The sequence below is a fragment of the Sulfurimicrobium lacus genome, from assembly GCF_011764585.1.
In the GTDB taxonomy this organism is placed as follows: domain Bacteria; phylum Pseudomonadota; class Gammaproteobacteria; order Burkholderiales; family Sulfuricellaceae; genus Sulfurimicrobium; species Sulfurimicrobium lacus.
The window spans coordinates 3,432,925-3,459,630 of sequence record NZ_AP022853.1; the positions used below are offsets into that span (position 1 = coordinate 3,432,925).

The 26,706-nt window shown below is 59.8% G+C and carries 33 protein-coding genes; 18 read left to right on the top strand and 15 right to left on the bottom strand.

Going from position 1 to position 26,706, the window contains the following annotated elements:
- Window positions 1-12: 12 nt before the first annotated feature.
- From SKTS_RS16700 to SKTS_RS16720, 5 genes are all read left to right on the top strand, one after another.
- The gene (locus SKTS_RS16700) at window positions 13-336 is read left to right on the top strand and encodes a rhodanese-like domain-containing protein (protein ID WP_173067703.1); all 324 of its coding nucleotides are present in this window, start codon (window positions 13-15) and stop codon (window positions 334-336) included.
- Window positions 337-421: 85 nt separating this feature from the next.
- Window positions 422-649 (top strand): sulfurtransferase TusA family protein, encoded by a 228-nt coding sequence (locus SKTS_RS16705; protein WP_173067707.1) that lies wholly within the window; start codon window positions 422-424, stop codon window positions 647-649.
- Between the two features lie 66 nt (window positions 650-715).
- A complete protein-coding gene (gene dsrE2 / locus SKTS_RS16710; protein ID WP_173067710.1) occupies window positions 716-1,228 on the top strand; it encodes a sulfur carrier protein DsrE2 in 513 nt (170 codons plus the stop codon).
- Window positions 1,229-1,445: 217 nt separating this feature from the next.
- Window positions 1,446-2,510 carry an efflux RND transporter periplasmic adaptor subunit gene (locus SKTS_RS16715; RefSeq protein ID WP_173067713.1) on the top strand — a complete coding sequence of 355 codons (1,065 nt, stop codon included), beginning with the start codon at window positions 1,446-1,448 and terminating at the stop codon, window positions 2,508-2,510.
- Window positions 2,507-5,578, top strand: a complete 3,072-nt coding sequence (locus SKTS_RS16720) for an efflux RND transporter permease subunit (protein ID WP_173067716.1) — start codon at window positions 2,507-2,509, stop codon at window positions 5,576-5,578. The genes SKTS_RS16715 and SKTS_RS16720 overlap by 4 nt, the downstream gene beginning before the upstream one ends.
- Before the next feature lie 103 nt (window positions 5,579-5,681).
- Here SKTS_RS16720 and SKTS_RS16725 read toward each other — a convergent pair whose 3' ends face one another.
- Window positions 5,682-7,400, bottom strand: a complete 1,719-nt coding sequence (locus SKTS_RS16725) for a sensor histidine kinase (protein WP_173067719.1) — start codon at window positions 7,398-7,400, stop codon at window positions 5,682-5,684.
- Between the two features lie 134 nt (window positions 7,401-7,534).
- Here SKTS_RS16725 and SKTS_RS16730 point away from each other — a divergent pair, with 134 nt between their 5' ends.
- The 5 genes from SKTS_RS16730 to SKTS_RS16750 all read left to right on the top strand — a co-directional run bounded on the left by SKTS_RS16730 (window position 7,535) and on the right by SKTS_RS16750 (window position 11,123).
- Window positions 7,535-8,302 (top strand): ABC transporter permease, encoded by a 768-nt coding sequence (locus tag SKTS_RS16730; RefSeq protein WP_173067722.1) that lies wholly within the window; start codon window positions 7,535-7,537, stop codon window positions 8,300-8,302.
- Complete coding sequence (locus SKTS_RS16735) at window positions 8,302-9,042, top strand: hypothetical protein (protein ID WP_173067725.1); 741 nt, start codon at window positions 8,302-8,304, stop codon at window positions 9,040-9,042. The genes SKTS_RS16730 and SKTS_RS16735 overlap by 1 nt, the downstream gene beginning before the upstream one ends.
- Before the next feature lie 99 nt (window positions 9,043-9,141).
- Complete coding sequence (locus tag SKTS_RS16740) at window positions 9,142-9,897, top strand: prepilin-type N-terminal cleavage/methylation domain-containing protein (RefSeq protein ID WP_173067728.1); 756 nt, start codon at window positions 9,142-9,144, stop codon at window positions 9,895-9,897.
- Window positions 9,894-10,571 (top strand): type II secretion system protein, encoded by a 678-nt coding sequence (locus SKTS_RS16745; protein WP_173067731.1) that lies wholly within the window; start codon window positions 9,894-9,896, stop codon window positions 10,569-10,571. Before SKTS_RS16740 ends, SKTS_RS16745 begins: the two co-directional genes overlap by 4 nt.
- Window positions 10,572-10,658: 87 nt before the next feature.
- Window positions 10,659-11,123, top strand: coding sequence for a nucleotidyltransferase family protein (locus tag SKTS_RS16750; protein WP_173067735.1), 465 nt, complete (start codon window positions 10,659-10,661; stop codon window positions 11,121-11,123).
- A 177-nt stretch (window positions 11,124-11,300) separates the two neighbouring features.
- Here the strand turns inward: SKTS_RS16750 and SKTS_RS16755 are convergent, their stop codons facing one another.
- The 14 genes from SKTS_RS16755 to SKTS_RS16820 form a co-directional block, all read right to left on the bottom strand.
- Window positions 11,301-11,822, bottom strand: coding sequence for a phage virion morphogenesis protein (locus SKTS_RS16755; protein WP_173067738.1), 522 nt, complete (start codon window positions 11,820-11,822; stop codon window positions 11,301-11,303).
- Window positions 11,823-11,905: 83 nt separating this feature from the next.
- On the bottom strand, window positions 11,906-13,180 hold the full coding sequence (locus tag SKTS_RS16760) for a PBECR2 nuclease fold domain-containing protein (protein ID WP_173067741.1): 1,275 nt from the start codon (window positions 13,178-13,180) through the stop codon (window positions 11,906-11,908).
- Window positions 13,181-13,186: 6 nt separating this feature from the next.
- Window positions 13,187-13,483, bottom strand: a complete 297-nt coding sequence (locus SKTS_RS16765; RefSeq protein ID WP_173067744.1) for a hypothetical protein — start codon at window positions 13,481-13,483, stop codon at window positions 13,187-13,189.
- On the bottom strand, window positions 13,480-13,725 hold the full coding sequence (locus SKTS_RS16770; protein ID WP_173067747.1) for a hypothetical protein: 246 nt from the start codon (window positions 13,723-13,725) through the stop codon (window positions 13,480-13,482). Before SKTS_RS16770 ends, SKTS_RS16765 begins: the two co-directional genes overlap by 4 nt.
- Window positions 13,726-13,739: 14 nt before the next feature.
- Entirely contained in the window at window positions 13,740-15,281 is a 1,542-nt protein-coding gene (locus tag SKTS_RS16775) for a DUF935 domain-containing protein (RefSeq protein ID WP_173067750.1), read from the bottom strand.
- Complete coding sequence (gene terL, locus SKTS_RS16780; RefSeq protein WP_173067755.1) at window positions 15,274-17,034, bottom strand: phage terminase large subunit; 1,761 nt, start codon at window positions 17,032-17,034, stop codon at window positions 15,274-15,276. The genes SKTS_RS16775 and terL overlap by 8 nt, the downstream gene beginning before the upstream one ends.
- A complete protein-coding gene (locus SKTS_RS16785) occupies window positions 17,027-17,521 on the bottom strand; it encodes a DUF1804 family protein (protein ID WP_173067758.1) in 495 nt (164 codons plus the stop codon). Before SKTS_RS16785 ends, terL begins: the two co-directional genes overlap by 8 nt.
- 2 nt (window positions 17,522-17,523) lie before the next feature.
- A complete protein-coding gene (locus SKTS_RS16790; RefSeq protein WP_173067761.1) occupies window positions 17,524-17,922 on the bottom strand; it encodes a hypothetical protein in 399 nt (132 codons plus the stop codon).
- The gene (locus SKTS_RS16795; RefSeq protein WP_173067764.1) at window positions 17,919-18,470 is read right to left on the bottom strand and encodes a lysis system i-spanin subunit Rz; all 552 of its coding nucleotides are present in this window, start codon (window positions 18,468-18,470) and stop codon (window positions 17,919-17,921) included. The genes SKTS_RS16790 and SKTS_RS16795 overlap by 4 nt, the downstream gene beginning before the upstream one ends.
- Entirely contained in the window at window positions 18,467-19,126 is a 660-nt protein-coding gene (locus tag SKTS_RS16800) for a transglycosylase SLT domain-containing protein (RefSeq protein WP_198420387.1), read from the bottom strand. The genes SKTS_RS16795 and SKTS_RS16800 overlap by 4 nt, the downstream gene beginning before the upstream one ends.
- Window positions 19,127-19,453 (bottom strand): putative holin, encoded by a 327-nt coding sequence (locus SKTS_RS16805; protein ID WP_173067766.1) that lies wholly within the window; start codon window positions 19,451-19,453, stop codon window positions 19,127-19,129.
- Window positions 19,454-19,541: 88 nt separating this feature from the next.
- A complete protein-coding gene (locus tag SKTS_RS16810; protein ID WP_173067769.1) occupies window positions 19,542-20,078 on the bottom strand; it encodes a hypothetical protein in 537 nt (178 codons plus the stop codon).
- A gap of 9 nt (window positions 20,079-20,087) precedes the next feature.
- Window positions 20,088-20,717 (bottom strand): histidine kinase, encoded by a 630-nt coding sequence (locus SKTS_RS16815; RefSeq protein WP_173067772.1) that lies wholly within the window; start codon window positions 20,715-20,717, stop codon window positions 20,088-20,090.
- Window positions 20,714-21,046, bottom strand: a complete 333-nt coding sequence (locus tag SKTS_RS16820) for a helix-turn-helix domain-containing protein (RefSeq protein WP_173067775.1) — start codon at window positions 21,044-21,046, stop codon at window positions 20,714-20,716. Before SKTS_RS16820 ends, SKTS_RS16815 begins: the two co-directional genes overlap by 4 nt.
- A gap of 79 nt (window positions 21,047-21,125) precedes the next feature.
- On the opposite strand from SKTS_RS16820, the gene SKTS_RS16825 reads away from it, so the two are divergent.
- Genes SKTS_RS16825 through SKTS_RS16860 form a run of 8 tightly spaced genes read left to right on the top strand, consistent with a single transcriptional unit; the run spans window position 21,126 to window position 26,689 of the window.
- Window positions 21,126-21,350 (top strand): helix-turn-helix domain-containing protein, encoded by a 225-nt coding sequence (locus tag SKTS_RS16825; RefSeq protein ID WP_173067778.1) that lies wholly within the window; start codon window positions 21,126-21,128, stop codon window positions 21,348-21,350.
- Window positions 21,351-21,371: 21 nt separating this feature from the next.
- The gene (locus SKTS_RS16830) at window positions 21,372-22,718 is read left to right on the top strand and encodes an H-NS family nucleoid-associated regulatory protein (protein ID WP_173067781.1); all 1,347 of its coding nucleotides are present in this window, start codon (window positions 21,372-21,374) and stop codon (window positions 22,716-22,718) included.
- Between the two features lie 3 nt (window positions 22,719-22,721).
- On the top strand, window positions 22,722-24,398 hold the full coding sequence (locus SKTS_RS16835) for a Mu transposase C-terminal domain-containing protein (protein WP_173067784.1): 1,677 nt from the start codon (window positions 22,722-22,724) through the stop codon (window positions 24,396-24,398).
- A gap of 10 nt (window positions 24,399-24,408) precedes the next feature.
- Window positions 24,409-25,371, top strand: a complete 963-nt coding sequence (locus SKTS_RS16840) for an AAA family ATPase (RefSeq protein WP_173067787.1) — start codon at window positions 24,409-24,411, stop codon at window positions 25,369-25,371.
- An 11-nt stretch (window positions 25,372-25,382) separates the two neighbouring features.
- The gene (locus SKTS_RS16845; RefSeq protein WP_173067791.1) at window positions 25,383-25,658 is read left to right on the top strand and encodes a hypothetical protein; all 276 of its coding nucleotides are present in this window, start codon (window positions 25,383-25,385) and stop codon (window positions 25,656-25,658) included.
- Window positions 25,655-25,843 carry a hypothetical protein gene (locus SKTS_RS16850; RefSeq protein ID WP_173067794.1) on the top strand — a complete coding sequence of 63 codons (189 nt, stop codon included), beginning with the start codon at window positions 25,655-25,657 and terminating at the stop codon, window positions 25,841-25,843. Before SKTS_RS16845 ends, SKTS_RS16850 begins: the two co-directional genes overlap by 4 nt.
- Complete coding sequence (locus SKTS_RS16855; RefSeq protein WP_173067797.1) at window positions 25,843-26,325, top strand: hypothetical protein; 483 nt, start codon at window positions 25,843-25,845, stop codon at window positions 26,323-26,325. The genes SKTS_RS16850 and SKTS_RS16855 overlap by 1 nt, the downstream gene beginning before the upstream one ends.
- The gene (locus tag SKTS_RS16860; protein ID WP_173067800.1) at window positions 26,318-26,689 is read left to right on the top strand and encodes a hypothetical protein; all 372 of its coding nucleotides are present in this window, start codon (window positions 26,318-26,320) and stop codon (window positions 26,687-26,689) included. Before SKTS_RS16855 ends, SKTS_RS16860 begins: the two co-directional genes overlap by 8 nt.
- The last annotated feature ends 17 nt before the right edge of the window (window positions 26,690-26,706 follow it).

Sequence of the window (26,706 nt, forward strand, 5' to 3'; positions counted from 1 at the left end):
CGAGGAGAAACAATGTTCGGTATCCAGGAAATTGACATTAGCGGTCTGGAAAAAATGCGCTCGGAAGGCAAGATAAAGCTGATCGACGTCCGTTCAGAGGGCGAAGTGGCGCGCGGTTACATCGAAGGCGCAGAACATATTCCGATGCACCTCATTCCCTTGAAGGTGAGCGAGTTGTGCGCGGACACCCCCACCGTGTTCTACTGCCAGAGCGGTGCACGCTCGGGACAAGTCACCGCATTCCTGTCGCAACAAGGGTTTCGCAACGTCATGAACCTGCAAGGCGGCATCATGGCATGGATGCGTTCCGGCCAGATGTTGGCTACTCCAGCCTAAATTCAGGTTGCAATAATTCCGTAACTCATCTATAAATAATCCCCTTTTTCGTTTGCTTTAATTAACCTTCTGAGGAGAGAACCATATGAACGCTGATAAAGAACTGGATGCACGCGGCCTGAACTGCCCCCTGCCTATTTTGCGCGCCAAGAAAGCCCTGGCCGAAATCGGCTCCGGTCAAGTCCTGAAGATTCTCTCTACCGACCCAGGTTCCGTTAAAGACTTCCAGGCCTTTGCCAAGCAAACCGGCAACGAATTGATGTCGTCCACCGAAGCCGGTGGTGAATACACCTTCTTCATGAAGAAAAAATAATAAAAACATATTGCTGCAGAAACAAGCGTCCGCTAAATCATAATAGCAACGAGGGGTTAAGAAGAGATGGATGACCAAAAGAAACTAACGATTATCGCCACCAAGGGGACTCTGGACTGGGCCTACCCGCCCTTCATCCTGGCTTCCACCGCAGCGGCACTGGGCTACGAGGCGACGATATTCTTCACTTTCTACGGCCTGCAATGTTTGCGCAAGGACCTGTCCTGCCTCAAGGTCAGCCCACTCGGCAACCCTGGCATGCCCATGAAGATGCCGTTCGGCCCGCAATGGTTCCGCGACATCAACTGGAATATCCCGAACATCATCCAGGCCAACGTGCCCGGCTTTGAAACCCTGGCCACTACGCTGATGAAAAAAACCATCGGCAATAACGGCGTGGCGACCATCGCTGAATTGCGTGAACTGTGCCAGGAAGCCGAAGTCAAGTTTCTGGCTTGCCAGATGACGGTCGAACTGTTCGGTTTCAGTCACAGCGACTTTATCGACGGTATCGAGTATGTCGGTGCGGCCACCTACTTCGAGTACGGCGGCGAAGCTGATATCAGCCTGTTCATCTAAGCGACTGAATGACGAGAAAAACCGGCCTTGCGCCGGTTTTTTTTCGCCCCTACAATGGCTTAAGCGGCCGACCAGCCTGTAAAGCCTGCCGCGCGTCACATGACCTGTCCCCAAAAAACGAAATTAAAGGGGATTCCGGCCAGATGAACAATCAGGCGCCCCCGTCCGGGCGCCGATCCCGGAAGCCGCCGGGGTCTCGTCATAAATGGAAACCTTGATGAAAACGCTCTCCTTAGTTCGCCTCGCGGCATTGTGCTTATGCGCCGTGCCGGCCATATCGGGCTGCGAAAAGAACAGCAAGGAGGTCCAGTCAGGACCACCCCCGGCCATCATCACCGTCACCCAGGCGGTAGCACGCGATGTGCCCGTGGTCGAACGCTCCATCGGTGAAATCGACAGCGTAACCACACCCAAAATCGGCGCCGAAGTTGCGGGCCGCATTACCAAGGTTTTCGTCGACGTTGGCGATCCGGTCACAAAGGGCCAGTTGCTCTCGGAAATCGACGCGACGGATTATGTCGCCGATGCCAGACGCCTGAAATCCGATGCCATAACGCAGCAAAAACTCGCCGCGCGCTATCGCGAACTGGCCAAGAAAGGTTTTGTATCCTCATCCAACCTGGAAGGAGTCGAAGCGCAGAACATATCGGCTCGCGAACAGTACACGCGCGCCGCGAAGAACGTGCTCCGAACCCGCATCGAATCGCCGGTCGACGGCCGCGTGGATAGCCGCTTTATATCCAAGGGCGACTGGATCGATCTCGGCAAGCCGGTTTTCCAGATCGCCACCAGTCAAGCGCTACGCATCCGTCTGCCGTTTCCCGAAACCATATCGCACCGCATCAAGATGGGCCAGACGGTCAAACTGTCCACGCCTACGGCCCCGGGCGAAACAATCAATGGAAAAATCGCTCAGCTACGCCCAACGGTAGGCGCGGATAGCCTCTCTTTCGATGCCATCGTGGAAATAGACAACCCTGGCGACTGGCGTCCCGGGTCATCCGTTAACGGCGAAGTGCTGCTCGAAACCCATTCGGGCGCAGTTACCGTTCCCGAGGAAAGCATCGTGCTGCGCCCGGCAGGCGATGTCGCCTATGTTGTAGCTGACGGCAAAGCCTTGCAGCGCGTGGTCAAAACCGGCGTCAAACAGGAAGGTTACGTGGAAATAATCGATGGCCTGCGCGTCGGCGAGAGTGTGGCAGTCGACGGCGCAGGCTACCTGACCGATCAGGGGCGCGTGGAGATCAAGCAGGCAACACCAGCCGCCGAGCCGGCAAAATGACGCTGCCAGAGCTATCGATCAAACGCCACGTACTCGCCTTCATGATGTCGGCGGTGCTGGTACTGCTCGGCGTCATCAGCTATCAGCGCCTGGGCATCGACCGCTTCCCCAGTATCGAGTTTCCCATCGTCTCCATCACCACGACACAAAAGGGCGCCAATCCGGAAATCATCGACGCAGCCATCACCAACATCATCGAATCCGCCGTCAACAGCACACCGGGCATCGAACACATCAACTCCACCTCATCCCCCGGCGTGTCGATCGTCGCCATCACGTTCGATCTGGACAAGAACGTCGACGTGGCGTTCAACGAAGTACAGGCCAAAATCAACCAGATATTAAAAACCTTGCCCAAGGATGCCGACCCTCCCGTAGTCGCCAAGGTGGAAACCAACGCCAGTCCGGTCATGTGGCTGGCACTGCAGGGCGACCGCACCCAGCAGCAACTCAACCAATACGCCAGCCATGTCATCAAGAAACGCCTCGAAACGATAGATGGCGTGGGCCAGGTTCTCATGGGCGGACTCCGCGAACGCACCATTCGCGTCAACATCCTGCCCGACCGGTTGGCCGCATATAACGTCACCGCCCAAGACCTGATCAACGCCTTCGACCGCGAACATATCCAACTGCCGGGCGGCTTCGTCACCGGTGCCAAGACCGAGTACTTGCTAAAACTGGACATGGAGTTCCACAAACCGGAACTGCTCGAGCAACTGATCGTCGCCTACCGCGACGGCGCGCCGATCAAACTGAATCAGGTTGCCGAGATCGAGGACGGGCTGGCGGACTACCGCCAGATGGCATATTACAACGGCAAACCCACCGTCGGCATCGGCATTGTCAAAGTGGCAAACGGCAACACCGTAGCCATTATCGACGCGGTACAGAAACGTCTCGACAACGAAATCATCCCGCAGTTGCCACCCGGCATGACCATCCAGCTGGCCTCCAACGACGCCATTTTCATCAAGGATATGGTCCAGGCGCTGCAGGAGCACCTGATCGAGGGAACCCTGCTGGCCGCGCTGATCGTGTTGATCTTCCTCAAGAGCCTGCGCTCAACTCTCATTATCGCCCTGGCCATCCCGGTATCGCTGCTCGGCGCAATCGCGGTGATGTATTTTGCCGGTTTTACCTTCAATGCCCTTACCATGCTTGCCCTGCTATTGCTGATCGGCGTGGTGGTGGACGACGCCATCGTGGTGCTGGAAAACATTTTTCGCCACCGCGAAACCATCGATAAGGACCCCATCAGCGCCGCCACCTTGGGCAGCAGCGAGGTGGTATTCGCAGTGATGGCAGCCTCCCTGTCGCTGGTCTCGATCTTCGCACCGGTCATTTTCATGGGCGGCATCATCGGCCAGTTCTTCAAATCCTTCGCGGTAGTCGTGACCTTTGGCGTGCTGGTCTCGCTGTTCGTCTCCCTGACGCTGACCCCGATGCTGTGTTCGCGCTATCTCAAGGTGGAGAAAAAACATGGCTGGCTTTACAAGCTGCTGGACCGCTTTTTTCATCGCATGGACGACTTTTACCGTGCGATGCTCAACCATGCCCTGACGCACCGCTGGAAGATCGTGTTTCTGACCGTAGTCATCGTGCTGGGTTCGAGCTGGTTCTTCGCCAACGTGGGCAAAACTTTTGTGCCGGAAGAGGACGAGGGGCGCTTCATGGTGCTGGTCAAGGCGCCGCTCGGCTCGAGCATCGACTACACCGATGGCCGGCTCAAAGCCGTCGAAGCAGTGCTGGCAAAGCACAAGGAGATCGCCAGCTATTTTTCGGCGATCGGCCTGGGGCAGGCGGGGCAGGTAAACGAAGCTTTTATCTATGTGCGCATGGTCGACCGCAATGAGCGCAAGCTCAAACAGTACGAGCTGATGCCCATCCTGCGCAAGGAACTGGCACTGGTTCCTGGCGTGCACGCCTTTGCCGCCCTGGTGCCGATTGTCGGGGGGCAGCGCGGCGAACCGCTGCAATTCGTCGTCTCCGGACCCAACCTGCAGGACGTAGCCAAATATTCCCAGCAACTGCTCGCCAAACTGAGCAACGAGCCGGCCATGGGGCGCATCGACATGAACCTGCAACTCGATCTGCCACAACTGGTGATGCACCTCGATCGAACACGGGCGATGAGCCTCGGGCTCTCTGCCAGCGAAGTGGCGCAGGCGGTGAACATGCTCACCGGCGGTATCGATGTAGCGCGCTACAACGATGAACCAGGGAACGGCGAACGATACTTTGTGCGTCTCAAATCCAAGGACGGCGAAATCACCCAGCCCTCGGATTTGTCCAAGATTTACCTGCGCAGCACCAGCGGCGAACTGGTACGCCTCGACACCGTCGCCGACTTCAAGAAAACCCTCGGCGCCGCAACCATCGGGCGCATGGACCTGCAGTATGCAGCCCAGTTCTTTGCCACGCCCACCATGCCGCTGGGCGAGGGGGTGACAAAAGTCCAAGCGGCGGCAGCGGAAATCCTGCCCATGGGTTATAGCGTCAAGATGGTCGGAGAAGCGGAGGAGTTCGGAAAAACCGTGAGTTACATGGTGTTTGCCTTCACGCTGGCACTGGTTCTGCTCTACATGGTACTCGCCAGCCAGTTCAACTCTTTCATCCAGCCTTTCATCATCATGGTGGCTCAACCGCTCGCCATTATCGGCGGTGTCATGGCCTTATGGCTGTTCCACCATACCCTGAACATCTATTCCATGATCGGGCTGGTGCTGCTGATCGGGCTGGTGGCGAAAAACTCCATCCTGCTGGTGGACCTCACCAACCAGCGGCGCGAAGAAGGACTGGGCATCGACCAGGCCCTGCGCGAAGCCTGCCCGATCCGTATGCGCCCGGTGCTGATGACTTCCATGACGGTCATCCTGGCCCTCCTCCCCGCAGCGCTGGGCCTGGGCGCAGGCGCCGAGACCAACGGCCCGTTGTCGGTAGCGGTCATCGGCGGCATGATCACTTCCACCCTGCTCACTCTGGTGGTGGTGCCGGCGGTGTATTCCCTGGTGGAGGGCGGTCTGGAACGCTGGCGTGCGCGGCATCCGCGTGTTTTGGAAGATTGAACTGGAAAAGCGATTAACCACGGGGCACACGGGGTTGAATCAAGAACAAACCCTGGTTTTCCCCGTACTCCCCCTGTACCCCGTGGTTCAAATGGATTTTTAATCAGGTTGAACCAATCAGTTCAAAACACACGCGCCCCGGCAGGTTGCTGGTCATGGACAACTGGTAACCTGCCTGTCGCGCCTGGCGCCCGGCCTGGTAAAGGCCGATCCCCAAGCCGTTGTCCGATTGCACCGGAGAACTCAGCAGCCTGGCTACCAGGGTTTCGTCCAGCCCGCTGCCATCGTCGCACACGGTCAGACGCCCCCCGCCTTCGCAGGAAAATCCCACGCGGATGACCAGGTCACGTTCCACCTTGCGCTTCTCCAGCGCGTTCTGCAGCAGGTTGTCCGCCGCGCTGTCGAACAATTCGCCGGGGATATGGATATGCCGCCCCCCGGACATATCGTAAGCGCCGAACTCGACACGCTCCTGGGCGTAGCGTTGCTGCAGGGATTCCCACCATGACTGCGCGGAAACGCGTTCCACCGCCTCGACCGCACTCACCTTGGGCGACTTGAGTTTATCCAGCGTCAGTTGCAGGCGCTGCACGATCTGCGGTAATTGCCGCTGCATCAGTGCCTGCAGCGCCTGCGCCTGTGCCGGATCGCTGCTTTCCACCGCGGCGCACAGGGTTTTCAGCGATTGCAGCAGGTTCTTCACGTCATGGGTAAGACGCGCGCCGGTTTCGAAGATCGCCTGCGTATAGGCGTTGTATTTCTGCTCCTGCTCGCGCTGCTTGGCCTGGTAAAAATAGCCCAGCAACTGTGTCAGCAACTTGATATGGAGGATCATCGCCGGACTTAATGCCCAGCGCGTGTAAAGCACCAGGTTGACGCGGTGGAAGGTGAATTCGACCGAATATTTCGACACTGCACCGAACTCCCCGCCATTGCCCGGTGCCTGCCATTTTCCGCCGGTCACCCAGGGCAGGGCGGCAATATCGTCGAGCGCCAGGCGCAGAAATTCCTGTGCATCGTGCTCCTGTTCCGCCAGCGTCGCAAGATTGCGCAACCAGCGTTCAAACGGCAACCCGACGCTCAACAGGTAGCGCGACATCAGCTGTCCGCCGCCGGCAAATCCGCCGTGCGGATTCCACAACCAGCTCAGGGCGAACAAGGCGCCGGCGATGACCATCAGCGTTTGCGCCAGCGCCATGGGGTAATTGCTCTGGCTGATCACTTTCACCGCGAAACTGCCCAGCACCAGCACCACCACCAGCAGGAACAGCATCAGGCTGTAGAAGAAATCCACGGCATAAAAGGGTTTGGCTTGTTGCTTTCCCCACGGCAGCACCGCAATCATCAGCAGCACGAAAAGCAATCCGTAGCGGACCAACAGGTCCAAGGCCAGGTTGCCCGACACATCGGCAAACAGGTGCGGCACCACCCCCAGCAACAGCATGGTCAGCAGGTAAAGCAGGGCGAGCAAATGTCCCATGCGCTGGCGGCGCCCGGTCATGCCCACCACGTCGCCGCCAACCAGGCCGACCAGTACGCCCAGCCACAAGGCAGGCGTCCACCAGTTGTTCCACAGCAGGATCAGGGCGCCGCCGCCGAGCAACACCCACACCAAATGCCGATAGGTCAGCTCCCGCTCGCCACGCCACAACGGCTGCCACAGGAGAAAAATGCCGAAATGCACCAGCAGGGCGGAACTCGACCACCAGGTATTCACGCCCCAGGCGAGAGCCGCGTGGAGCGACAACAGCATGCCCGCCAGCAGCCAATGCGGACGGCTAACGATGAGCTGTTGCGCGTTAATGGAAATATTGCCGTTCATGAGCGACTCTCTGTCTCCCTCTCCCGCATGCGGGAGAGGGCTGGGGTGGGGGGGTGCATTTTATAATCAAGGGTGACACACTTGCCGTGACCGTTTGGATATACTTACGGCGTCCGTTATTCAAGTGGTTACTGATGTCGCGCGCCATTTTCACGATTGCCTATTTCACGTTTCTCGAAGCCGCCCGTGCACGGCTTACGCGCCTGTTATTGTTGGTTCTGCTGGCGGCCTTCGGCGGCAGCGTGTTCCTGCAATCCATCGCCATCGCCGACAGCCAGCGCATCCAGACCGCCTTCCTCGCCGCCCTGCTGCGGCCGGCCAGCGTGTTCGTGCTGAGCCTGTTCATCATCAGCAGCCTGTCGCGCGAATTCAACGAAAAAGGCCTGGAACTCATTCTATCATTGGATCTTCCGCGCGCCAGCTACGTCATCGGCAAACTGCTCGGCTTCATGGGAATCGCCCTGCTGTTCGCCGCCGCCATCTCCCTGCTGCTCGCCGCCTTCGCCCCGCCGGGGCAGGTCGCGCTGTGGGGCATCTCGCTGCTGTGCGAGCTGTGGATCATGACCGCGCTGAGCGTGTTCTGCATTTTCACCTTCAGCCAGATCATGCCGGCGATGAGCCTGGTGCTGGGTTTTTACCTGCTGGCCCGCGCGATGAGCGCCATCCAGCTCATCGGCCACACGCCGCTCAATGAAAGCGGCCTGTCCCAGCAATTCATGGTTCACGCGATCGACGGCATCGCGCTGTTTCTCCCGCGCCTCGACATTTTCACCCAGACGGCATGGCTGGTGAACGCCACCGGCAGCTGGCCCCAGCTTGGACCCATAGTGGCGCAAACCGCCATTTACCTGGCGCTGCTGACTGCCGGGGCGCTGTTCGACCTGTCGCGCAAGAATTTCTGATGAGCGAACGTTCCATTGCCGCCGTGCCGCGCACGATACTCTCCATGTTGGCGCTCGCGCTGGCCGCGCAAATATTCTGGCGCCTGCAAGCCCCGCCGCCCACGGCGAACGCCCACGCCCTGCCGCCGGCCCCCAGTTACCAGGCGGCATCGGTGACGAGTTTCGGCGAAACCATCCTGGCGTCGCAGTGGCTGGCGCTATATCTGCAGGCTTTCGACAACCAGCCGGGCATCAGCATCCCTTTCCTCGACCTCGACTACCGGACCGTCACCGGCTGGCTCGGCCGCATGCTCGAACTCGACCCGCGCGCCCAGTATCCGCTGCTCATGGCCAGCCATCTCTACGCGCAGGTGCCCGACCTCGGCAAAGAGCGGCAGATGCTCGATTTCACCTACCGGGAGTTTTTCGCCGCGCCAAACCAACGCTGGCAATGGCTGGCCCACGCCGCCATCATCGCCAAGCACCGTCTCAACGACCCCGCCCTGGCCCTGAAATATGCCCAGGCCATCGCGAGATACGCAACCGGACCGGACGTGCCCCACTGGGCACAGCAGATGCCGATCTTCATCCTCGAAGACATGGGCGAAACGCAAAGTGCAAAAATTCTGCTGGGCGGGCTGCTCGCCAACAACACGCTCACCGACCCGCACGAAATCCATTTCCTGACCGAACGCCTGAACGCGCTGGAAGCGCAATCCGTCGACAAATCATCACCGCTGTTGAAAAAACAACGCAACTAGCCCGCGCAAACCCTTTCAGGCTACAATTCACCGCGGAAAAAACAGGCACACATTTTGCTCATTCACACTCAACAATAGATATTGAGGAATCAACACAAAATGAAAAACCAACAACAAGGCTTCACCCTGATCGAAATCGCCATCGTGCTGGTGATTATCGGCCTGCTGCTGGGCGGGGTGCTCAAGGGCCAGGAACTGATTACCAGCGCCCGGGTACGGAACATGATTTCACAGCAGGACGGTATCAAAGCGGCTTATTTCGGGTTTCTCGACCGTTATCGCGCGCTGCCAGGTGATTACGCCCAGGCCCAGGCCGTCGCGAACATCAAGGGCGTCACCGCCGGTGGCAACGGCAACGGCCAGATCGAGGCCGGCGCCGAGTCCATCCTGGCTTGGGACCACCTGAGCCATGCGGGCTTCATCAACGGCTCCTACGCCTCGGACGGCTCAATTACCACCGACAGCGACGCCACAACGCCGAAAAACCCGTACGCCGGATATCTGCAACTGATTTACGACAACGTCTACAGCGACGCTGGTACCGCCTCGATGCGCCACAACCTCAAAACCGGCATCCAGGTGCCGGTAAACATCCTGGCCGAGGTCGATCGCAAGATCGATGACGGCAACCCGCAGGGTGGCGCATTCCGTTTCTCCGTCTATCCCGGCGGCACCACCAACCCACCGACCGCTGCGACCTGTATTGACACGACGACCACTCCAGCGAGCTGGAAGGTAGCCGGGGAGCAAAATAACTGCGGCGCAGCCAGCATCTTTATAAGGAAATTCACAACTCGCAAAAAACCCGCAGCAGCGGGTTTTTTGTTGCCCGAACCAGCACAGGGACACGGATGAAAAGCGCCTCAGCAGGTTTCACCCTGATCGAAATGGCCATCGTGATGGTCATCGTCGGCTTGCTGCTGAGCGCCGTGCTGAAGGGGAACGAGCTGATCACCAACGCGCGCGTGAGAAACGTCATCGCCCAGCAGGCCGAGATCAGGACGGCGTTCTACGGCTTCCAGGACCGTTACCGCGCGCTGCCGGGCGACTATCCGGGAACCAGCGCCGACCACAACATCCCGGACGTGCCAGCCGCCATCGGAGGAAACGGCGACGGAAAGCTTCTGAACGCGGACAGCAACGAACAGACCATTGCCTGGGAGCATCTGTCGCATGCCGGGTTCCTCAACGCCAGTTACAGCATGTCGAGCCCCACCGAGGCATTGAGCGAAACCAACACGCCGAGAAACATCTACAACGCCTACCTGCAACTCGCCCAGAACAGCAATTTCGCCAATGCTGCGGGGTCCACCCCGCTCAATGTCAAAACCGGCAACGCCATTCCGCCCGACGTTCTGGCGGAGATCGACCGGAAAATCGACGATGGCAACGCCGACCGCGGCACCTTCCGCTTCAGCTCGTTCAGCGCCTCGGGCACGGCGCCGAGCGACAGCCAATGTTTTTCCGCCGCCGGAAGCTGGAACATCGCCAGCGGCAGCGTGAATTGTGGCGCCGCAGTCATCCTCTGAGTCTCGTACGTATCCGTGCCCCATCACATGGCAGAATCTTAGTGTTATCATTCAAATCGAACAAATCCTGAATAAAATGATAACCGCATGCAATTCAATGAATTAAACGATAACCAGCGGCGCCTGCTGGTCAATTCCATACAGACATACGACGCTTGGCGTGATGTGGCGTTACGCCATGCACGTTACAAGGGCGGCATGACGTGGAAGACCGTCAAGGGCAAGCAGTATCTTTACAAAATCCTGGATCGCTTCGGCCATGCCAAGAGCCTGGGCGCCAGATCGCCGGAAACCGAGGCGATTTATAACGATTTCGTTTCTGCCAAAGCCAGCCTCACTTCCCGCCTCAAATCCCTTGAGGAAAAACTGGCGGAGCAGGCCAGGTTCAATCGGGCGGGGAGAATCGGCAGGCTGCCAAATATGATAGGTGCGATCATCGCTCAATTGGACCGCCATAATCTGATGGGCAATAACCTGATCATTATTGGTACCAATGCGCTTTATGCCTATGAAGCCATGGCTGGAAGTAGGGAGGTAGGAGAAACAGGATAGTAAAAATGGCGGTAAATTGGCCTCGAAGCCCCGTCGTTAAAGGAAAGTTGCCAGAAACACAAAATTCATGATTTCCGGACGGGCGGGGTGAAAAACTACGGGAATTCTTGGAGAAAAATAAGGTTAATACAGTAGAGCATTAGGGTATTTACCCTAGTTTGAAGAGCGTTTATTAGGTCATCGAACCCGATTTAATACAGCAGTCAGATGATCTACGGTGACATCGCTCACCAGCTGCTGGTCAGATGTCGGAAAACCGACCAACTGACGGTCAGGCAAGCCGGGGTGATTCACCCGCTTGCGGTACATGCCTCCAAATTTGAGCGCCTTCCCTTTCTTGGCAGTGATCGTATATGGATCGCTGCCGCCGTGATGAATTCCGGCCAATTTACCATCGCGCTCTCCATCAAAGCCAAGCCTCAAGGTGTCCCCAAGAACCTGGTATTGGAAGCTTTGTAGCATACGACCTGTTTTATTGAGCGGGCCACCTTTGCGGCCACCTTCGGCCAACGTGGATGGCGCCAGTTCTTTCCATGCGGTTCCATCCGGCGCTAGCCCTTGGCTGTGGCGTTCCCTATTTACGATCAGGAGTGATTCGCCGATACCACCCAGCATCTCGGCCGGCGTGGCGATCTCTCTACGAACAGCCTCAAGGGCGCGGTCTAAATGGTCGGCTTGAAATTCGACGGTAAATTGCATATAGTGTCCTTGCGGTGACGTCAGAATGCGCTTCGGCGCAACTGCACCATATCTGATCCGCAAACCCGGCCGCTGCGCCGGGTTTATTTTTTGTAAACGAGCCGGCCCTTGCGCTGCCTGTCGAAATAGCCCAGCTTACTGGTTGTAAACGTAGTCGCGCCGCTCCAGCCGGCCCTTGACCACTCGAAAACAGATATCGCGAACTTGCCCGAGCCATCGATATCGAAGGCACGCAGATAGCGCCGCTTCAATCGCCAGTTTCCGGGCTCCGATGCATCCTTTTCCCAGTCCCACCAAATTTCATCCGGCTCGATAATCGACATGGCCATCAGGTTGATGTAGCGCAAACGGTCGATCTTGTCCGGCTCGGCCAGCCACTTGAAATTGTCCCCGCCCTTATCCTCACCTTTGATGAACAGCGCCTTGGAAATGGCCAGGGTGCTGCCGGCCGCGTCGGTGAATGCGACACCTTGATCAAGCGTGGCGCCAAACACGTCCAGCAGGTCAGTCACCGCGACTACCGGCGCCGTACTGGCGGGCAGGACGATGTCGGCGGGAACCGTCGTCGGAATGGGCAGCGCCGGGGGCTTGAAACCTGTCGGCCACGGTGTGCCGCGCTCTTTCAGCGCTGCGTTGTAGCCCGTCAGGGGCGGAACTGTATGCGGTTCCAGCCAGGCCTTGCCGGGGTTATAAGCGAAGCCGGGGTCAATGCCTACCGGGGTGCGAACGGTGCGCGGATTGCTGCCATTTTTACCGACTACGCGCTCTTCCCATTCGATGGGCGGGGCTTCGTCGGGTCCGGTCTTGCCGTTCTTCGGCCATTCGCGGCTGGCTTCAAGGCGAGAGAGTGAATATTTCTTGCATTTGCAGCCCCAGCCGTTTTGAGGCGAATGAGTGTCCCACCACGGATCGTCTAAAGGCAGGATCAGGCCGTCCCAAGCCAGATGATGCAGGCGCGGATGCTCGGTACTGGTGTGCCGGTAAACCCCGTAAGGCCTCAAGTGCTTCACTGCCTGCATTTGTTTTTCTCTGCCCGCGTTATAAGCCTGGGTGATGTTCGTGTCGTAGATGATCTTGCTGCGCCAGCCGGGAGTACCGTTGTAGGCCCAGCCGTATTTGCTGGCAATGTCCTGGAAGCTTTGTTTGAACTCATCGTATCCGCCGCCCGCCCATTTCGCTTTTTGAATGGCGTTGAAGAGGTCTTCCACCAAGGCGTCATGGGCCGCGCCCGCTACTATAAAGGCATGGCTATGCTGTTCCTGCCAGATATCCGTCCAGCCCGATGAAGGCAGGCGGATTTTCTGCTTGAAGAAGTCGATGGCTTCGGTAAATGGAAGTTTGTCTGGAGAGGCCGGCATCGCTATCTATTTCGATTCCGGGGTCAAAGTCCCGCACTGTACTGAATACGCCATGAATGCTTTCACTTTGGCTTTTTTTGCATCCACGGCGCCACGTTGCAGACCGTCAATGCTTTTGTCTGCTATCAGCATTTCGGCTACAGCCGCCAGGTCGTTAAGTTCCTGAGTGATTCGCTGCGAGTTGGTTAACTTCTGCCCAGGCTGTATTTCATCAAGGCCGAAGCGTAGCGCCTTGCTTACCCGCTGCGCCACTTCCGCGCACTCTTCAGCCAGGCATACGAGCAGATACTGCTCACGATTCATTTCTGATCCCTCCAAGTGACAAACCGGCATATCGTTTCAAGTTGCTCGGTTGCACGTGATTTCTTGACGGTGGAGCCGCAGGTGTTCTTCCCGATCTGCACGCATTCAGACCAGGTGCGTTTCCCCGTCTTGCCGGTTAGCTTCGAGTCGCAGAACTGGCTCGGAACCTCGGTTACCGGCTCTTTGTCAGCGCACCCACAGCCGGTAATGGCCACCAGCGCAATCAAGGCAAAAACCCTCATGGATAGCACTCTCATCATTCCGCCCCGACATCCGCCCGCCCCGCCAAATCCGCCGCCGCCATCCCAAGCGCCATGTCTTCCGCCCATTTCGGATTATTCGCCGTCAACGCCTCAATCCCTGCCAGCGCTTCGTCGAAATCTCCCGCCTCGGCCACGATGGCGCCGATCTGCTGGATCAGGTCTTGTTCATGCGGGGCGCACAGGGCAGCGAGTTGGGCCGCGTAAGCGCTGGTGATGTCCGGCGCTGCGCCCTTGGCCAGCGCCGCCAGGCGCACCAGGGCGGCGTCCGACGGGCCGGGTTTTGCCGCCGCCTTGCCCGATGAAACCAGCAGTGTCGCGCCCTTATCCGCCTTGGGGATCTGCATGATCTTGTGGGCGTAGTCCACGTCGATCTGCATGCCCATTCCGGCCGCCTTGTCGAGCACGTCGACCATTTTTCCCTGGTCTACCGTTTCCTCGGTCTGGTACTCGAATACCGGCAAGCGGTTTTCCGGGAACATGCCATTTATGAGCGCCACCGGCTTCACGATCTGCCCGTTCATGGTCGGCGCAATCTGGCGCACATCATGCAGCATGATTTCGCGCCGCACCTTGTCGTGGATCGCGCCCAGCGCATTCGTGCTGGTCTTTCCGTCGGCCTGGCTGGTCAAGGTGCCGCCCAGGATCGCCATGGACTGCTTGCGTTCCCAGTAGGTTGTCGCATTCAGGAAGTCATCGACCGTGCCCGCCTTCATGGCCTGGATGAAATCGATAGTCATGTTGCCGGGCACCACGCCCGCACCATCGTTGCCGATATTGCGCACCGCCTTGAGCAGCTGATCGCGCTGCTTGTCGCCGATCCCGGCCGGATACTTGCCCAGCCTGAGCGGCAGGCCGTACATTTCAAGAAAGCGCTGCATGTCGCGGATGTTGTAAGCCTTGTAGGCATAGGTCCAGCCCAGCACGCGGAACAGCGCCGAAGATTCGATATAGCCCGACTTCGCCCGGTGCTCATGCACCACCCAGCCCCATTCCCGCAACGGTTCCGGCATGCTGTTTTTCAGGTACATCAACTTTCCGGTTTCGCGGTCGATCCGGAACATGCGCTGGGGCACAAAGAGCAAGCCCTTCGGATACCAGGTACTGCCGGTTTGCCAGTCGATCTGCAACGGCGCCAGCCCCTTGCCGATGGCATCGGTCAGATCGTACTGGGCATCCTCAAAACGCGGAATCTTGCGCAGGATGTCATCCAGCTCCTTGGTGCGGTCTATTTCTGACTGGTTAGCGTCCTCTGGCGGCGTCAACTGCCAGCCCAGGCCGGTGACCGACCTGCGGCGCTTAGCCAGCTCGGAGAAAATGTGCGGGTCTTGCTCTTCGATCAGTTCGAACAAGGTAGCCTGCTCGGTGATGTACCCTTGATCCGCCGCCGCGAAGGCGCTGGCCAGCCGCGACGGATCCAGCGTATTCACCGACATGTAATTCACCGACGTGCCCTGCGTCGAACGCGGGCCGGCCTGCAACACGTCCAGCCCGGCGCGGCTCACCCTGGCCAGCGCTGCCTTGATATTTTTAATCATCGTCATCCCAATCATTGTTGTTGCTACTGTGGCGGCTGGTGCTGCGGGTGTCGCGCCGCGAGCGGGCCGCAGAGGTGTATACCCATTCGCCTGCAAACTGCTGTGCCTGGCGCCAAAGCATTTCGAGCCCATCCGGGCCATCGTCGTGATCTGCCTCGGGGTAGAACTTGAGTTGTTCGATCAGAACGCTCTGGCTGCGATGCAGTCGAATCTGCCCATTGGCGACATAGGGCTGCAGAGACATAATCGCCAGGTGCTTGTCCCGGCCAGTCGACCCCTGATAGGCCGGGAACGCGATGCCGGCCAGCGCCGCCCGCTTGATCAACTCGGTGTAGAGAAATTCCTGGAAGGCGATGGATTCGACCGACCATGCCAGGCATTGATACTCCCGCTGGAACTCTACCGCCCTGGCTATGATGAGGTCCGGAACGCGCCGGGCGATATCGGCCTCGACAACATCAAGTGTCATCTTTTCCCGGTTCAGGCCTCCGACAAGGATCGCTGACGGGTCATTGCGTTTTTTCTGCTTGCCCATTGACGGGTCAAGGGCGCCGAAAAACAGCCAGTCATTGCGACGGTCGACCCAGAACTGGATGTTCTTGAACGGCGCTGTGTCGTCGTTGCCGGCCTCGTTCTGCTGTTCCTGGTTGAAGGCGTCGTGGTCGCTTGCGTACATGCAGTACAGACGGTACAGCGGGCGAACATCCGGCCACGACACCACGGAACCGGCATCCATCGCTTCCTTGTTGGCCTGGTAGAAGGCCAGCGCCTCCGCTTCTGCCTTTTCTTGAGCATCGTCCTCGTCACTAGCCGCCGCAGATGTGTAGATACCTTCCCACTTCTGCCACAGGTCTGTTCGATCCGGCCATTTCATGATCGACTTGAAGACCTTGCGGCGCCAGCCCGGCTTGCGCGAGACGCGGTTGATTGCGGCGTCGTAATGCAAGCTGGTGCCTACCCAGAAGATGTCCATTCCGCCGGCCGGTCCGGCGAGGCCGACGACGGCCTTGATGACGAAGTTCTCGCAAGCGTCGCGTTGATCCTTCTGCTTTACGTTTTCGTCGTTTTCCAGATCATCCAGGAAGATCAGACCGGGACGATGCGGGCCGTGCCGCATGCCGCGCATTTTCTTCCCGACGCCGCCGACCCGAACCTTGATTCCGTTGACCGTGACGATGGTTGCGGCCTGCCAGATGCGGCCTCGGCCGACTGCCTTGGGGAAGTCGGCAGCCAGACGTGGATTGCTGTCCAGCTCAGCCTTGATCGCTTCGAGCATTTCAATCGATTGCTCCAGCGTGTTCATGATGATGCCAATCAGCCACTTCCGGGCCTTCTTCGAGGCAGTCGGCACAAGCTCGGCCAGGTAGTTGGCGCGGCAGATGCACCACAAACTGCCGAGCTGGGTTTCGTAGGTCGACTTGGCCTCACCTCGGGGCGCCTCATCAACATTCCGTGCATCGCTCGGCCCGTCGATCAGCTCCGGGAATCGCTTGAAGATGTAGCGGTGGAACAGCGAGAAATGATCGGTAGGAACGTAGTGCGGAAAGTAAGTCCGGCAGAAGAACTCATAGTCGACTACGGCCCGCTCGCGCCGTGCCTTGCTCGCCGCCGGATCGACCGTGAAAGCTTGGCACTCCAGCTCAATGGTCTGGCGCAGCTCTTCTGAGAACTGTTCCATCCGCTGTTGGAAATCGCGGATGTTCTTGACCTCGGTAAGGTCTTCATAGTCATCGCTCCAGTCGAAGTCAGCCATAGCGCTTGCCCAGGATGGCCCCCACCTCTTCCAGATGAGGATGCAGCGCCCGCAGCGCCGGAGGGTCGCTCTTCTTCAGGTGCTCGGCGAGCGTCTTGAGCGTATCCAGGGCCACCGACAAGCCCGAGAAGGCCGGATTGATCCGCGCAAACGCCTTGCTGAACTTGGCATAGGCATCCGCCAGCTGGGCCAGCATCTGCGCCTTGTCGGCGGCGGGAATAGTGGCGGCCTCCAGCTCGCGGGTGGTGGTAATCACCTGGCGGGCGAAGTCTTCCACCAGCTGCTGGTTGAGATCGTCTATGCCCTGGTCGCTGATGCGATAGGCGGCGCGGGCGGTGTCCCAATCATCCCCTTTCGACTTGGCCCGCGTCTTCCAGTCCCGCGCCGTGTCATAGCTCACGCCGCAGGTGATGGCCGCCCCGTTGAGGGGCAGTCCCTCGATGAAAAGCTGGCGCACCTTGTCGCGGGTATCTTGGCTATGGGCCATCGTCACATCCGCTTGATGAGTTCGACCGCAGCCGCAGCCAGCGCGCCGCCGATCCCGCCGCCGAGCGCCGAGAGCTTGGCCGTCTTTTCGATCAGGCGCTTGTCTTCGGCTTCCAGGTTGCTGACGCGGGTTCCGAGGCCGTCGATGCGCTTGCCCACGCTGGTTTCCAGCGTTTCAATACGCTTGCCGACACCGGCTTCCATGTTGTCGATGCGCTTGCCCAGGCCTTCTTCGATACGGTCCATGCGCTGGCCCTGCGCCTCCTCCAGGCGGCGAATATCGGACTTGATGTCTTCGATCCGCGCGGTCAGGCCCGTGTGCATCGCATGCACTGCACCGGTAAGCTGGCCGATGCTGTGCATGATCTGGGCGTTGTCGGCGCCGTTATTTTCTACGCTCATTGCTTCTCCCCTGGTTGTTTGCGATCTGCGTTAACGACTGCCTGGCAGGCCGTCAATTGATGCACTACTTCATCGGCTTCGCTGGCGAGTCCGACAAGAAATTCAGAAGCCTCGACAGAAAGTTCGGCTCGCGTTTCACCATCACGTCCGGCGGGGCCGGTGCCAAGCGCGGCGGTTCTATCTCCAGCGGCTGGAACGGGGCAGGTAACGGGGATGCGCAGCCGCAAATCGCCCCTACGCAGATCAGCAATAACACGGTCTTTTGCAGCTTTCTCATGCTTCAAATCCTCTTGATATTTGGCCGATGCGACGGCCATGTCCTGGGCGTGTTCGTGCTCCCTGGTGCGGGCTTGTTCTTCCAGTTCCTTGATGCGGCCGTTGGCTTTGGTCAGCGCGCCATTTTCACGCGCCAGCCATGTCGCCCGCTCGGATGTCATCCCAAGGCCGAACTGCTGCTGGCCGTAGGCGTAGAAGGCGGCAACCACAGCCGCAATAAGTGCGACGGCGGCCAGCCACTTCACCCACGGCGGGATAACTGAGATATTCATGCCGATACCCCCCGACCCCAGCTGAGATAGCGGGGCTGCAAGATAGTCAGGATACGGCGGGGGTAGCCGAGGTTTTCCGGGCAGAAGCTGGCGTGTCGATGGGCCTTGCCGCAAGCGGCATCCACCGCCATCCGGCCCAGCGCCGGGCGCACCGTGGCGGCTTCCTGCTGCCAGTGCCCCAGCCCGCCGTTATAAGACCGCAAGGCGGCCCACAAGCGGTCAAACTCCGAAGGGCCGCGCACGCGTTCGAACAGCCAGCGGTCGTAGCCCACCAGCGCCCGCATCGCCCACACCGGGTTGGCCGGCCGACACTCGGCGGCGGAAAGCCCGTTCTTGTCGCACCACCAGCGCGCCGTGTCCGGCATGAATTGCGCCATGCCTCGCGCCCCTACACGGGAAACGGCCTCGGGGTTCCAGCCGCTTTCCTGGTGAATTTGGGCGGCAAACGCGGCAACGGGGGCATCCAGCCCCCAAGCGGCATGGGCGGCGCGGGTCAGGTCGGCGCGATGCTTGAGGGCGGCACGGGGGATGCCGTCGCCTGCAAAAGCCTTGCCGATAGACGCGGCGGCAAGCATGCCCAAAGCGAAAACGAGCATCCAGCGCAACGCCAGATGGAATTGTTTGGGACGCGGCGTCCCCCATCCCGTGCGCCTCATCTACGCCCCCAGCCCGATGGCCAGCATGGCGCAGCCGACGATAACCGCCCGGCGCAGCATGGCGGCGGCGAAGACGATCTGCTGGGAAGGCGCGACAGCTTTTTTCGGCACGAACGGCCCGCCCACCGAAACCGCCTGCGCCATGAATTCATCGGGCCGGGCATAAGGGAACAACTCGCGATCCAGCCAATACCCGGCCACCCCGGCCATGCTGACCAGGGAAAGCTTGTATAGGCTAACGGGGAGTTGCTGGGGGTAGAGCAGGCCGATGACGGCCAGCAATAAGACAGTGGCGATCAGCCACCCGGAAAGGCGGGGAAATTTCATGCACAAGCTCCGGTCAATGGGATGACCAGAGCTTACGCGGGCGCGCGAGGCGGGATTAGGCGGGAAACGTTTCCAGCTGGAGGGGCGGCTAAGAGGCTACCCGAAGGGTATAGCTGCGGCCCTTCTTTGCCCGAATAATGTCGCCGCGCATAGCCGCGTAGTAGAGCGCCGTTGAATCAATTTCTGGGTATTGCTTCAGCAGGGCAGATTGAAGAATATCAGGAGACTCATGGATGATCGCCTTGACCTTCTCCAGCAGCTTTTCGTTGGAGTGAATTTCACGAATCCGCTGTTTCCATTCGCCGCCCCACCGCTGGAAAGCGGCTTGTTCGCATAGCTTTATCGCCTCATCGGAACGGCAAACGCCGACCAGATACCCCTTGTCTGTCAGGTAGTCATAGCCGGCATGGTAACCGGGACCGCCGGCTGATTTGATAAAGCCGGAGCTGGTGTGCATCCCGACAGTGCTTAGCTTCTTCTGTTCTGCGTATACCCGTTCGGCGATAGCCACCATCTGCCTTGCCACAGATGCGGCCTCTGCATGCAAATGCTCTCTCAGCAGAAAATCAAGTCTTTCACTGAGTCGGGAATGCTCGTTCAGGGTGGGGCCGCGATCAAGCTTCACGTTTGCTCGTTACTGTCCCCATGCGACAACCCTGCCAGACATGACATTGACCCAGAGCGGCCCATAGTTATAGACGCTTGCTACGCCGTCCGGGCGGTTCACCTGGCCGGATAGCTTCACCGGGCCAACGCACTCTTGAACGCGCCAAATAGGCATGCCGATGCTTGGCGTTTTGTAGTCGCCACCACACCGGACTTTGAGTTCTGCCACGTCAGCGTTGTGCTTCTTCTGCGCGGCCCGCTCGCGCTTCTCTTCGGCGGCAACATCGGCTTCCATCTCCGCCTGTTTTTTGTCTTGTTCGGACTTGATCTGCTGATACTTCAATTCCCGTTGCAGGCGCTCGTTTTCGGCCTGGGCTTGCTTTTGCACCTGCGCGTCACGGCTGGCCTGTGCAGCTTGCTCGACCTTGAGACGAACATCTTCCGCCCGTACCGCCTCTCGCTGCGACTTGTCTTGAAGGTACTTTTCTCGGCGGGCCGTCTCCTGTTTTTCGCGTTCCGCCTTGCGTTGTTGAATCTTTTCTTTTGCGATGCACTCCCTATCTAGGAAGAAGCAATTGCTTTGCTCTGGCCCATTATCAGCAATGGCGTACTGAGAAAGCAGCAAGGAAAGGGTAGCCACAGTTATGGAATGCTTCATTTTTCTTCCTCTTCGTTTACTGTCGCTGCCAGAAGCGCGTCTACTCCGCGTTGGACGTCTTTGTGGCTTCGCCTGTAACGGTCGATCAGCGCCATTTCGTGTGGGCTAATTGACACATCAAGACGGTTTGAGCCAGCAAGTATGGTGGGCACGTCAAAACCGGCTTTTTTTAAAGCTATGAATACGTCCCCACCCGGCATTGCGCCGCGCTCGTATTTTCCCCACATCTCTCGGCTTACACCTACCGCCTCACCAGCTTGAGCTTGGCTCAAACCTAAGCGCTTTCGCTCTTCTTTCAATCTTTTGGCAAAAAGAGAACTTTCATCCATACAACACCCTTGACAAAGAGAACTTGAGTTCTCATAATTCACACATCACGCAATTCTTTTACTCGGAGAGCAACAGAAAATGAAGCATATCACAAGCACAAGACCGACCAAGTCCGCGCTGATCAAGAAGCGTGCAGAGCTTGCCGCCAAGGGCATCAACCTGCGCGAGTTGTGCGAGTCCGGCGGCGTCAGTTATCAGGCCGCACGTGAGCTGCTGTGCGGTAAAGCCAGCGGCCGCCGAGGCAATTCACATAAGGCCGCAGTTTTCCTTGGCCTCAAGCCCAACCCTGAAAAACCCAACTAAATTGCCTATTTGGAGTAAGAAATGCCCAGCTCAATCAAATATACGCACCCGCAAAACCCCGATCTTCAATGGACCGGTAAAGGCCGCAAGCCAATATGGGTAGACCGTTGGCTGAACGATGGCGGCACGCTAGAGCAGTTGGAGAGCGCGCCCGATACGAAGGATTACGACCTCGGCATCACGGACGGAGTTGTAACTCAGCCCGCCCTCGGTGAGCAACTCTACGCCGACCGGATTGCGGCCGGACAGGCCTCAATGCCTGATGAAGACGATCCTTCCTTCACGCCGGGCGTTAGGGCGGCGCTTGAGGAAGCCTTGAACCGTAATCGCAGCCGGATCGAGTCCGCCACTATGCAGGCCGTGCAGGCGTCTCACAGATCCGACTCCAGCAAGCTTGATTTTTCTGACGACAAGTTGCAGGTATGCCTGAGCGAGTTTGGCTTTTCCGCACTGACAGCGGATGAGTTCATGCAAGCAGGCGTGGATGAATCCAACAAGAGTTTGCTGCACGCCTGCCGTGCGGGTACCGCGTTTTGGGCCGCGCAGGAGGCATTGAAATTGTCGACTACGCCGGGCGTAGTCGACAATTCAGACACGAGTACGCCCGGCGTACTCGACACCTTCAAAGAATGGATCGGCGAGCGCGGGCTGAGCAAACCGCGTGTCTATGAGGCCATCCGCCTGGCGAAGTTCTACTCGCGCCTGCCCGAAGAAAGCCGCAGTCAGATGCTCTCCATCGGAAAAAAACAGGCGCTGCTGCTTGCCTCCCTCTCGCAGGAAGTTATCGACCAAGCCGCCGAATGCGGCAATGACCTGATCGGCAAAGCTGACCTGATGACGGTTGCCGAACTCAAGGGAGAAATCGCCTCCCTGCAGCGCCGCGAGAAGAATTACGAGGCGGAACTGGAGCGGGCCGGCAACCAGATCAAGCGCTTGTCTGAGGCCAAGAAGCGCACCACCGATTTCCTTCTGCGTACCGAGGAATTGCGTGAAGAGTGCATGGCCCTTCAACTGGGCGGTGAACTGCATTTGAATGGCTTGCGAAAACTGTTTGACGATACCGACACGCAGGCGCCAGAAGGTGGCTTGCAGGCGGAGCATGTGTGGATCGCGGCCAATACGCTCGCCGCCCGTGCCCTTGACTTGGTGGAATACCTGCACGCCCGCATGCCTGAAGGTGCGCCGGACCGCCCGCTGGCTCGCCACCTGCTCACCCCGGACGAGGCGGAGCGCTGGATGCTCGACTACCCCCTGATCGAAAACCGCCATGCCGCCGAGGCGGCGGTGCGCGAATCGCGCCGCGAGGCGACCCGCCCGCGTGGCCCCGGCCGTCCCAAAGGTTCCGCGAACAAGGCCGCCGGAGAATAAATCATGAAGGGAGCGCAAATGATCAAGCGCATCGAATCGGCCACGGGCGGCGCGACGGTAGTCATGCCCACCGCCAAGGTGCTGGCGCTACGCAGCCGCGACCCCTGGCGCGAGGCTACCGACCGCGCCCGGCAGGAAGCGTTGTCCCGAGAGGGCGTAGTGCTGTACGTGAGGGGGCTGACCGATAGCGGTGTCACTCAGAACAACGCGGTCTTGCTGCTCTTGGAGCGCGGCATGGCCGGCAATCTTCCGCCTCATGTTGCCTACATGCTGGCGGGCTCTGCCAAGGCTGATCGGGCCGCGCCGTCCCGCTCCGCAATTTGCGAGTGGTGCGCCCAGTACCGCGAAGGCGGCATCGCCGCCTTGCTCCCCGACCACAAAGGCCGGGTGGTTGAAGCCGCCGGCTGGTGGGGCCCCGCCCTGGAGTATTACAACGTGCCCGGCAAGCCCGACATGTCCGCCGTGCATCGCCGCCTGGTTGAGGTGGACGGCTTTGCCGTCAGCTATGACCAGGTCCGCAACTACCTGACAGGAGTGCCCGCCATGCTTGGACGCAACAGCCCCGCCCGGATCGGAAAGAACCTTTACCGCCTGACTGAGAAGGCCTACATCCGCCGCTCCACCGAGAACGCTTTGCCCGGCGACGTGTATGTGGCCGACGGCTACCGCGCCGACGTGTACCTGGCTCACCCGGTTACCGGCGACATCTGGCGACCGGAACTCACGGTGGCCATCGACATGCGCAGCCGCTTCCCGGTGGGCTGGCGAGCCGACGAGCACGAGGGCACTTATGCAGTGCAGAACATGTGGGCGGAATGCTTCGCCCGCTGGAACCATGTCCCGCCGCTGCTCTATGTCGATAACGGCTCGGGCTACAAGAACAAGCTGATGAGCGACGAAATGACCGGCTTTTATGCCCGTGCCGGGGTACAGCAGGTTATCCATGCCATTCCCGGCAACCCGCACGGCAAGGGCTGGGTGGAGCGCTTTTTCCGTATCGTCAAGGACGATTTCCTCAAGCTGTGGCGACCAGAGTTCTATTGCGGCACCGACATGGCCCCGGAAGCGTTGAGCCATACCGTGCGCGAGGTCAAGGCGGGGCGTCTGGCGCTGCCGACGCTGGCGCAGTTTTCCGATGCCTTCAACGAATGGATGCTGCGCTACGCCTACCGCCCCCACCCGGAAGACAAGAACGTGACGCGGGCCGAACTGTGGTCGCAGCTGGTCCCGATCCCGCCGCATGCCAGCGTGACCGAACTCAAGCGCCAGGCCGTCACACTCACGGTGCAGCGCGCCAGCGTCAAGCACGGCAGGCGTGAATACAAGCACCCCGAGCTGCATGCCTTCAACGGCCAGAAGCTGGTACTGGAATACGACCTGATGGATGACCGCATCGCCGTCATGCGCACCCTGGAAGGCCGCTGGATTTGCGATGCCCACCTGATCAGCGCCATCGATGCAATCGCGCCGAACCGCATGGAAGAGAAGCGCGTAGCCCGCGTAGACGACGCCATGAAGCGCCTGGAAAAGAAGATGGACGAACAGAAGGCCCGCGCCGGCCTGCTGATCGATGCCGACGCCGTAGCCGAGGGGGCTTTACCTTCCCTGGAGGGCGAGGCCCGGCGGATCGCCGACGGCGACGACGAACCGCTTTTGCTTGATTTGACGATTGATGACTAAGGGAGAAACCATGGAACAAATTGAAGAAGTGGGTGTGACGTCGTGGCCCGGCCACTACAGCGCCGCCGACGTGTTGCTGATTGCCGGCATCCAGGCTTGGATGAAACAGCGCCGCTATACCCAGGCGGCGCTGGCCCGGCTGGCTCGTATTTCGGCCAGCAGCCTTAACCAGATCCTCAAGGGCGTGTACGCCACCAGCCCGGCCAAGATGCTGGCCTCGGTCGAATCGGCCATGCGCCATGCCGACGAGACCAGCTCGGACGCCGTAGCGCCCGTGGATACCAGCGTTTTCAAGCTGGCCCACGCCGCCTGCGGCATGGCGCGGCGCTACCGCAACTTCGCGGTGTTCACCGGCTTTGTCGGCACCGGCAAGACCTTCGCCATCAAGCACTATGCGGCCACCCACCCCAACACGCACCTGATCGAGGCGACGCCGACCATGACCCCGCAAAGCCTGGTCAAGCTGCTGGCCCGCGTGGTGGCCGGCTACGACGGCAAGGGCAGCATCGACGACAAGTTCCGCGCCGTGATCGAGGCGCTCAAGAATACCGACAGCCTCCTGATCGTGGATGAGGCCGAAACCCTCACCCCGCACCAGCTGCACACCCTGCGCCGCCTGCGCGACCTGGCCAACGTCGGTATCGTGCTGTGCGGCACCGAACACCTCTCCGGCCTGATCAAGCCCCTGCACGGTCAGTTCGACCAGATCCGGAGCCGCACCGGCTTCTGGCCCGAGACGGTGCGCGCCATCAACGCCGAAGACGCCGCCGCCCTGGTGCAGTCCGGCTTCGGCACCGAGGACGTGCCCGACGAGGTGATAGCCCGCCTCTACCAGTATTGCAAGGGCAGCGCCCGGATGCTGGTGGAAGGGCTGATCGCCGGGGTCAAGGAATTCCGCCGGGGGCGCGTTTTGGACGTGAAGCTGGTGGATGCCGTAGCCAAGCAAGCCCTGTGCTTGCAATCGATAGCCTGAAAGGAGCAGTGATGATCAAGTTCTCCACCCAACCCTCTACCGCCCGCGAGAGAGGGAACGTTATACGGATCGCGAACCGCCCCACCGTCTTCCATCCGGAATTTGTCGCGCGCCTGAAGGAATCCAACCAGGCGTTGCGCCTGCTGCGCGCCATCGGCTGCAAGGTGATCTCGCTGCGGGTAAGCCTGGCGCCCGGCGCACAGACCGAGATCGTGGTAAACCGCAACCCGCAAATGCGGCTGGCGCATTGCCCCAGCGTGCATGTCACGCACGGGAGAACGGCATGACGGAGCGGAACGACGTAGCGCTGCTGGCCGACATGGCCTGCGAAATCGACTACCTGCGGGACAAGTTCCTGAAGCCGGAATGGCATGACGCCTTGACGGCATGCGTGAAAACGCTGCATGACGTGGCGCAGGCCGCCAGCACGGAGTTCGGTTTCGAGATCTACGCAACGGATGGGGACGACTGATGCGCACCCGCTGCCCGGCCTGCGGCGCGACCCTGTCGCTGGACGCCCTGATCGCCCACGATGGGGCGCGGGAGGCGCTGGTCGCCGTGTTCAAGCTCTCCGGCCCGCTCGGCTCTGCGGTGGTGCGCTACCTGGCGCTGTTCCGCCCGGCGGCGCGTGAGCTGACCATGGACCGGGTGGCCAAGCTGCTGGGCGAGATCCTGCCCGACATCCAGGCGCAGCGCATCGGCCGTGACGGGCAGGTGTTCGACGCCCCGCTGGAAGCTTGGGTATGGGGCATCGAGCAGAGCCTCGCCGCCCGTGACGCCGGTCGCCTGAAAGCGCCGCTCAAGACCCACGGCTGGCTGTATGAGGTCATCAGCAGCTACCGGCCAACGGCGGGCCAGACGGTGGTCGACGGGGCGCCGCGCCTCTCCAGCGGCAAGCAGCCGTCGCGGACGCTTTCCGGTATTTCCGCCCTGGAGAACTTCAAGCATGGCTGACTGGCTCCGCTGCGAGATCGCCTCTGGCCTGCAAAAGCTGCTGGCCCTGCGCCTGATCGGCACCCCGCCGGAGGATGCCATCGTCGGCACGGCGGAAGTCTGGCTGGAGGCCATGGCGCATTGCAGCATCCAGTGGTCCGAACAGCTCGACAGCCAGCGGGTGAGGCGCTCCTTTCAGACCCTGTTCCGCATTTGCGACCGCTGGCCGGCGCCCAAGGCGTTCCTGGACAACCTGGGCGCACGCGATCCGCCCAAGGCGCTGCCCGCGCCCCGCATCACCCCGGAAGAGCGCGCACGCAACAAGGCCAGGTTCCGCGAAATCATGGAACTGCTGGCCAGGAACAAACGATCACAACCGAATTGACATATAGGAGCAACCGC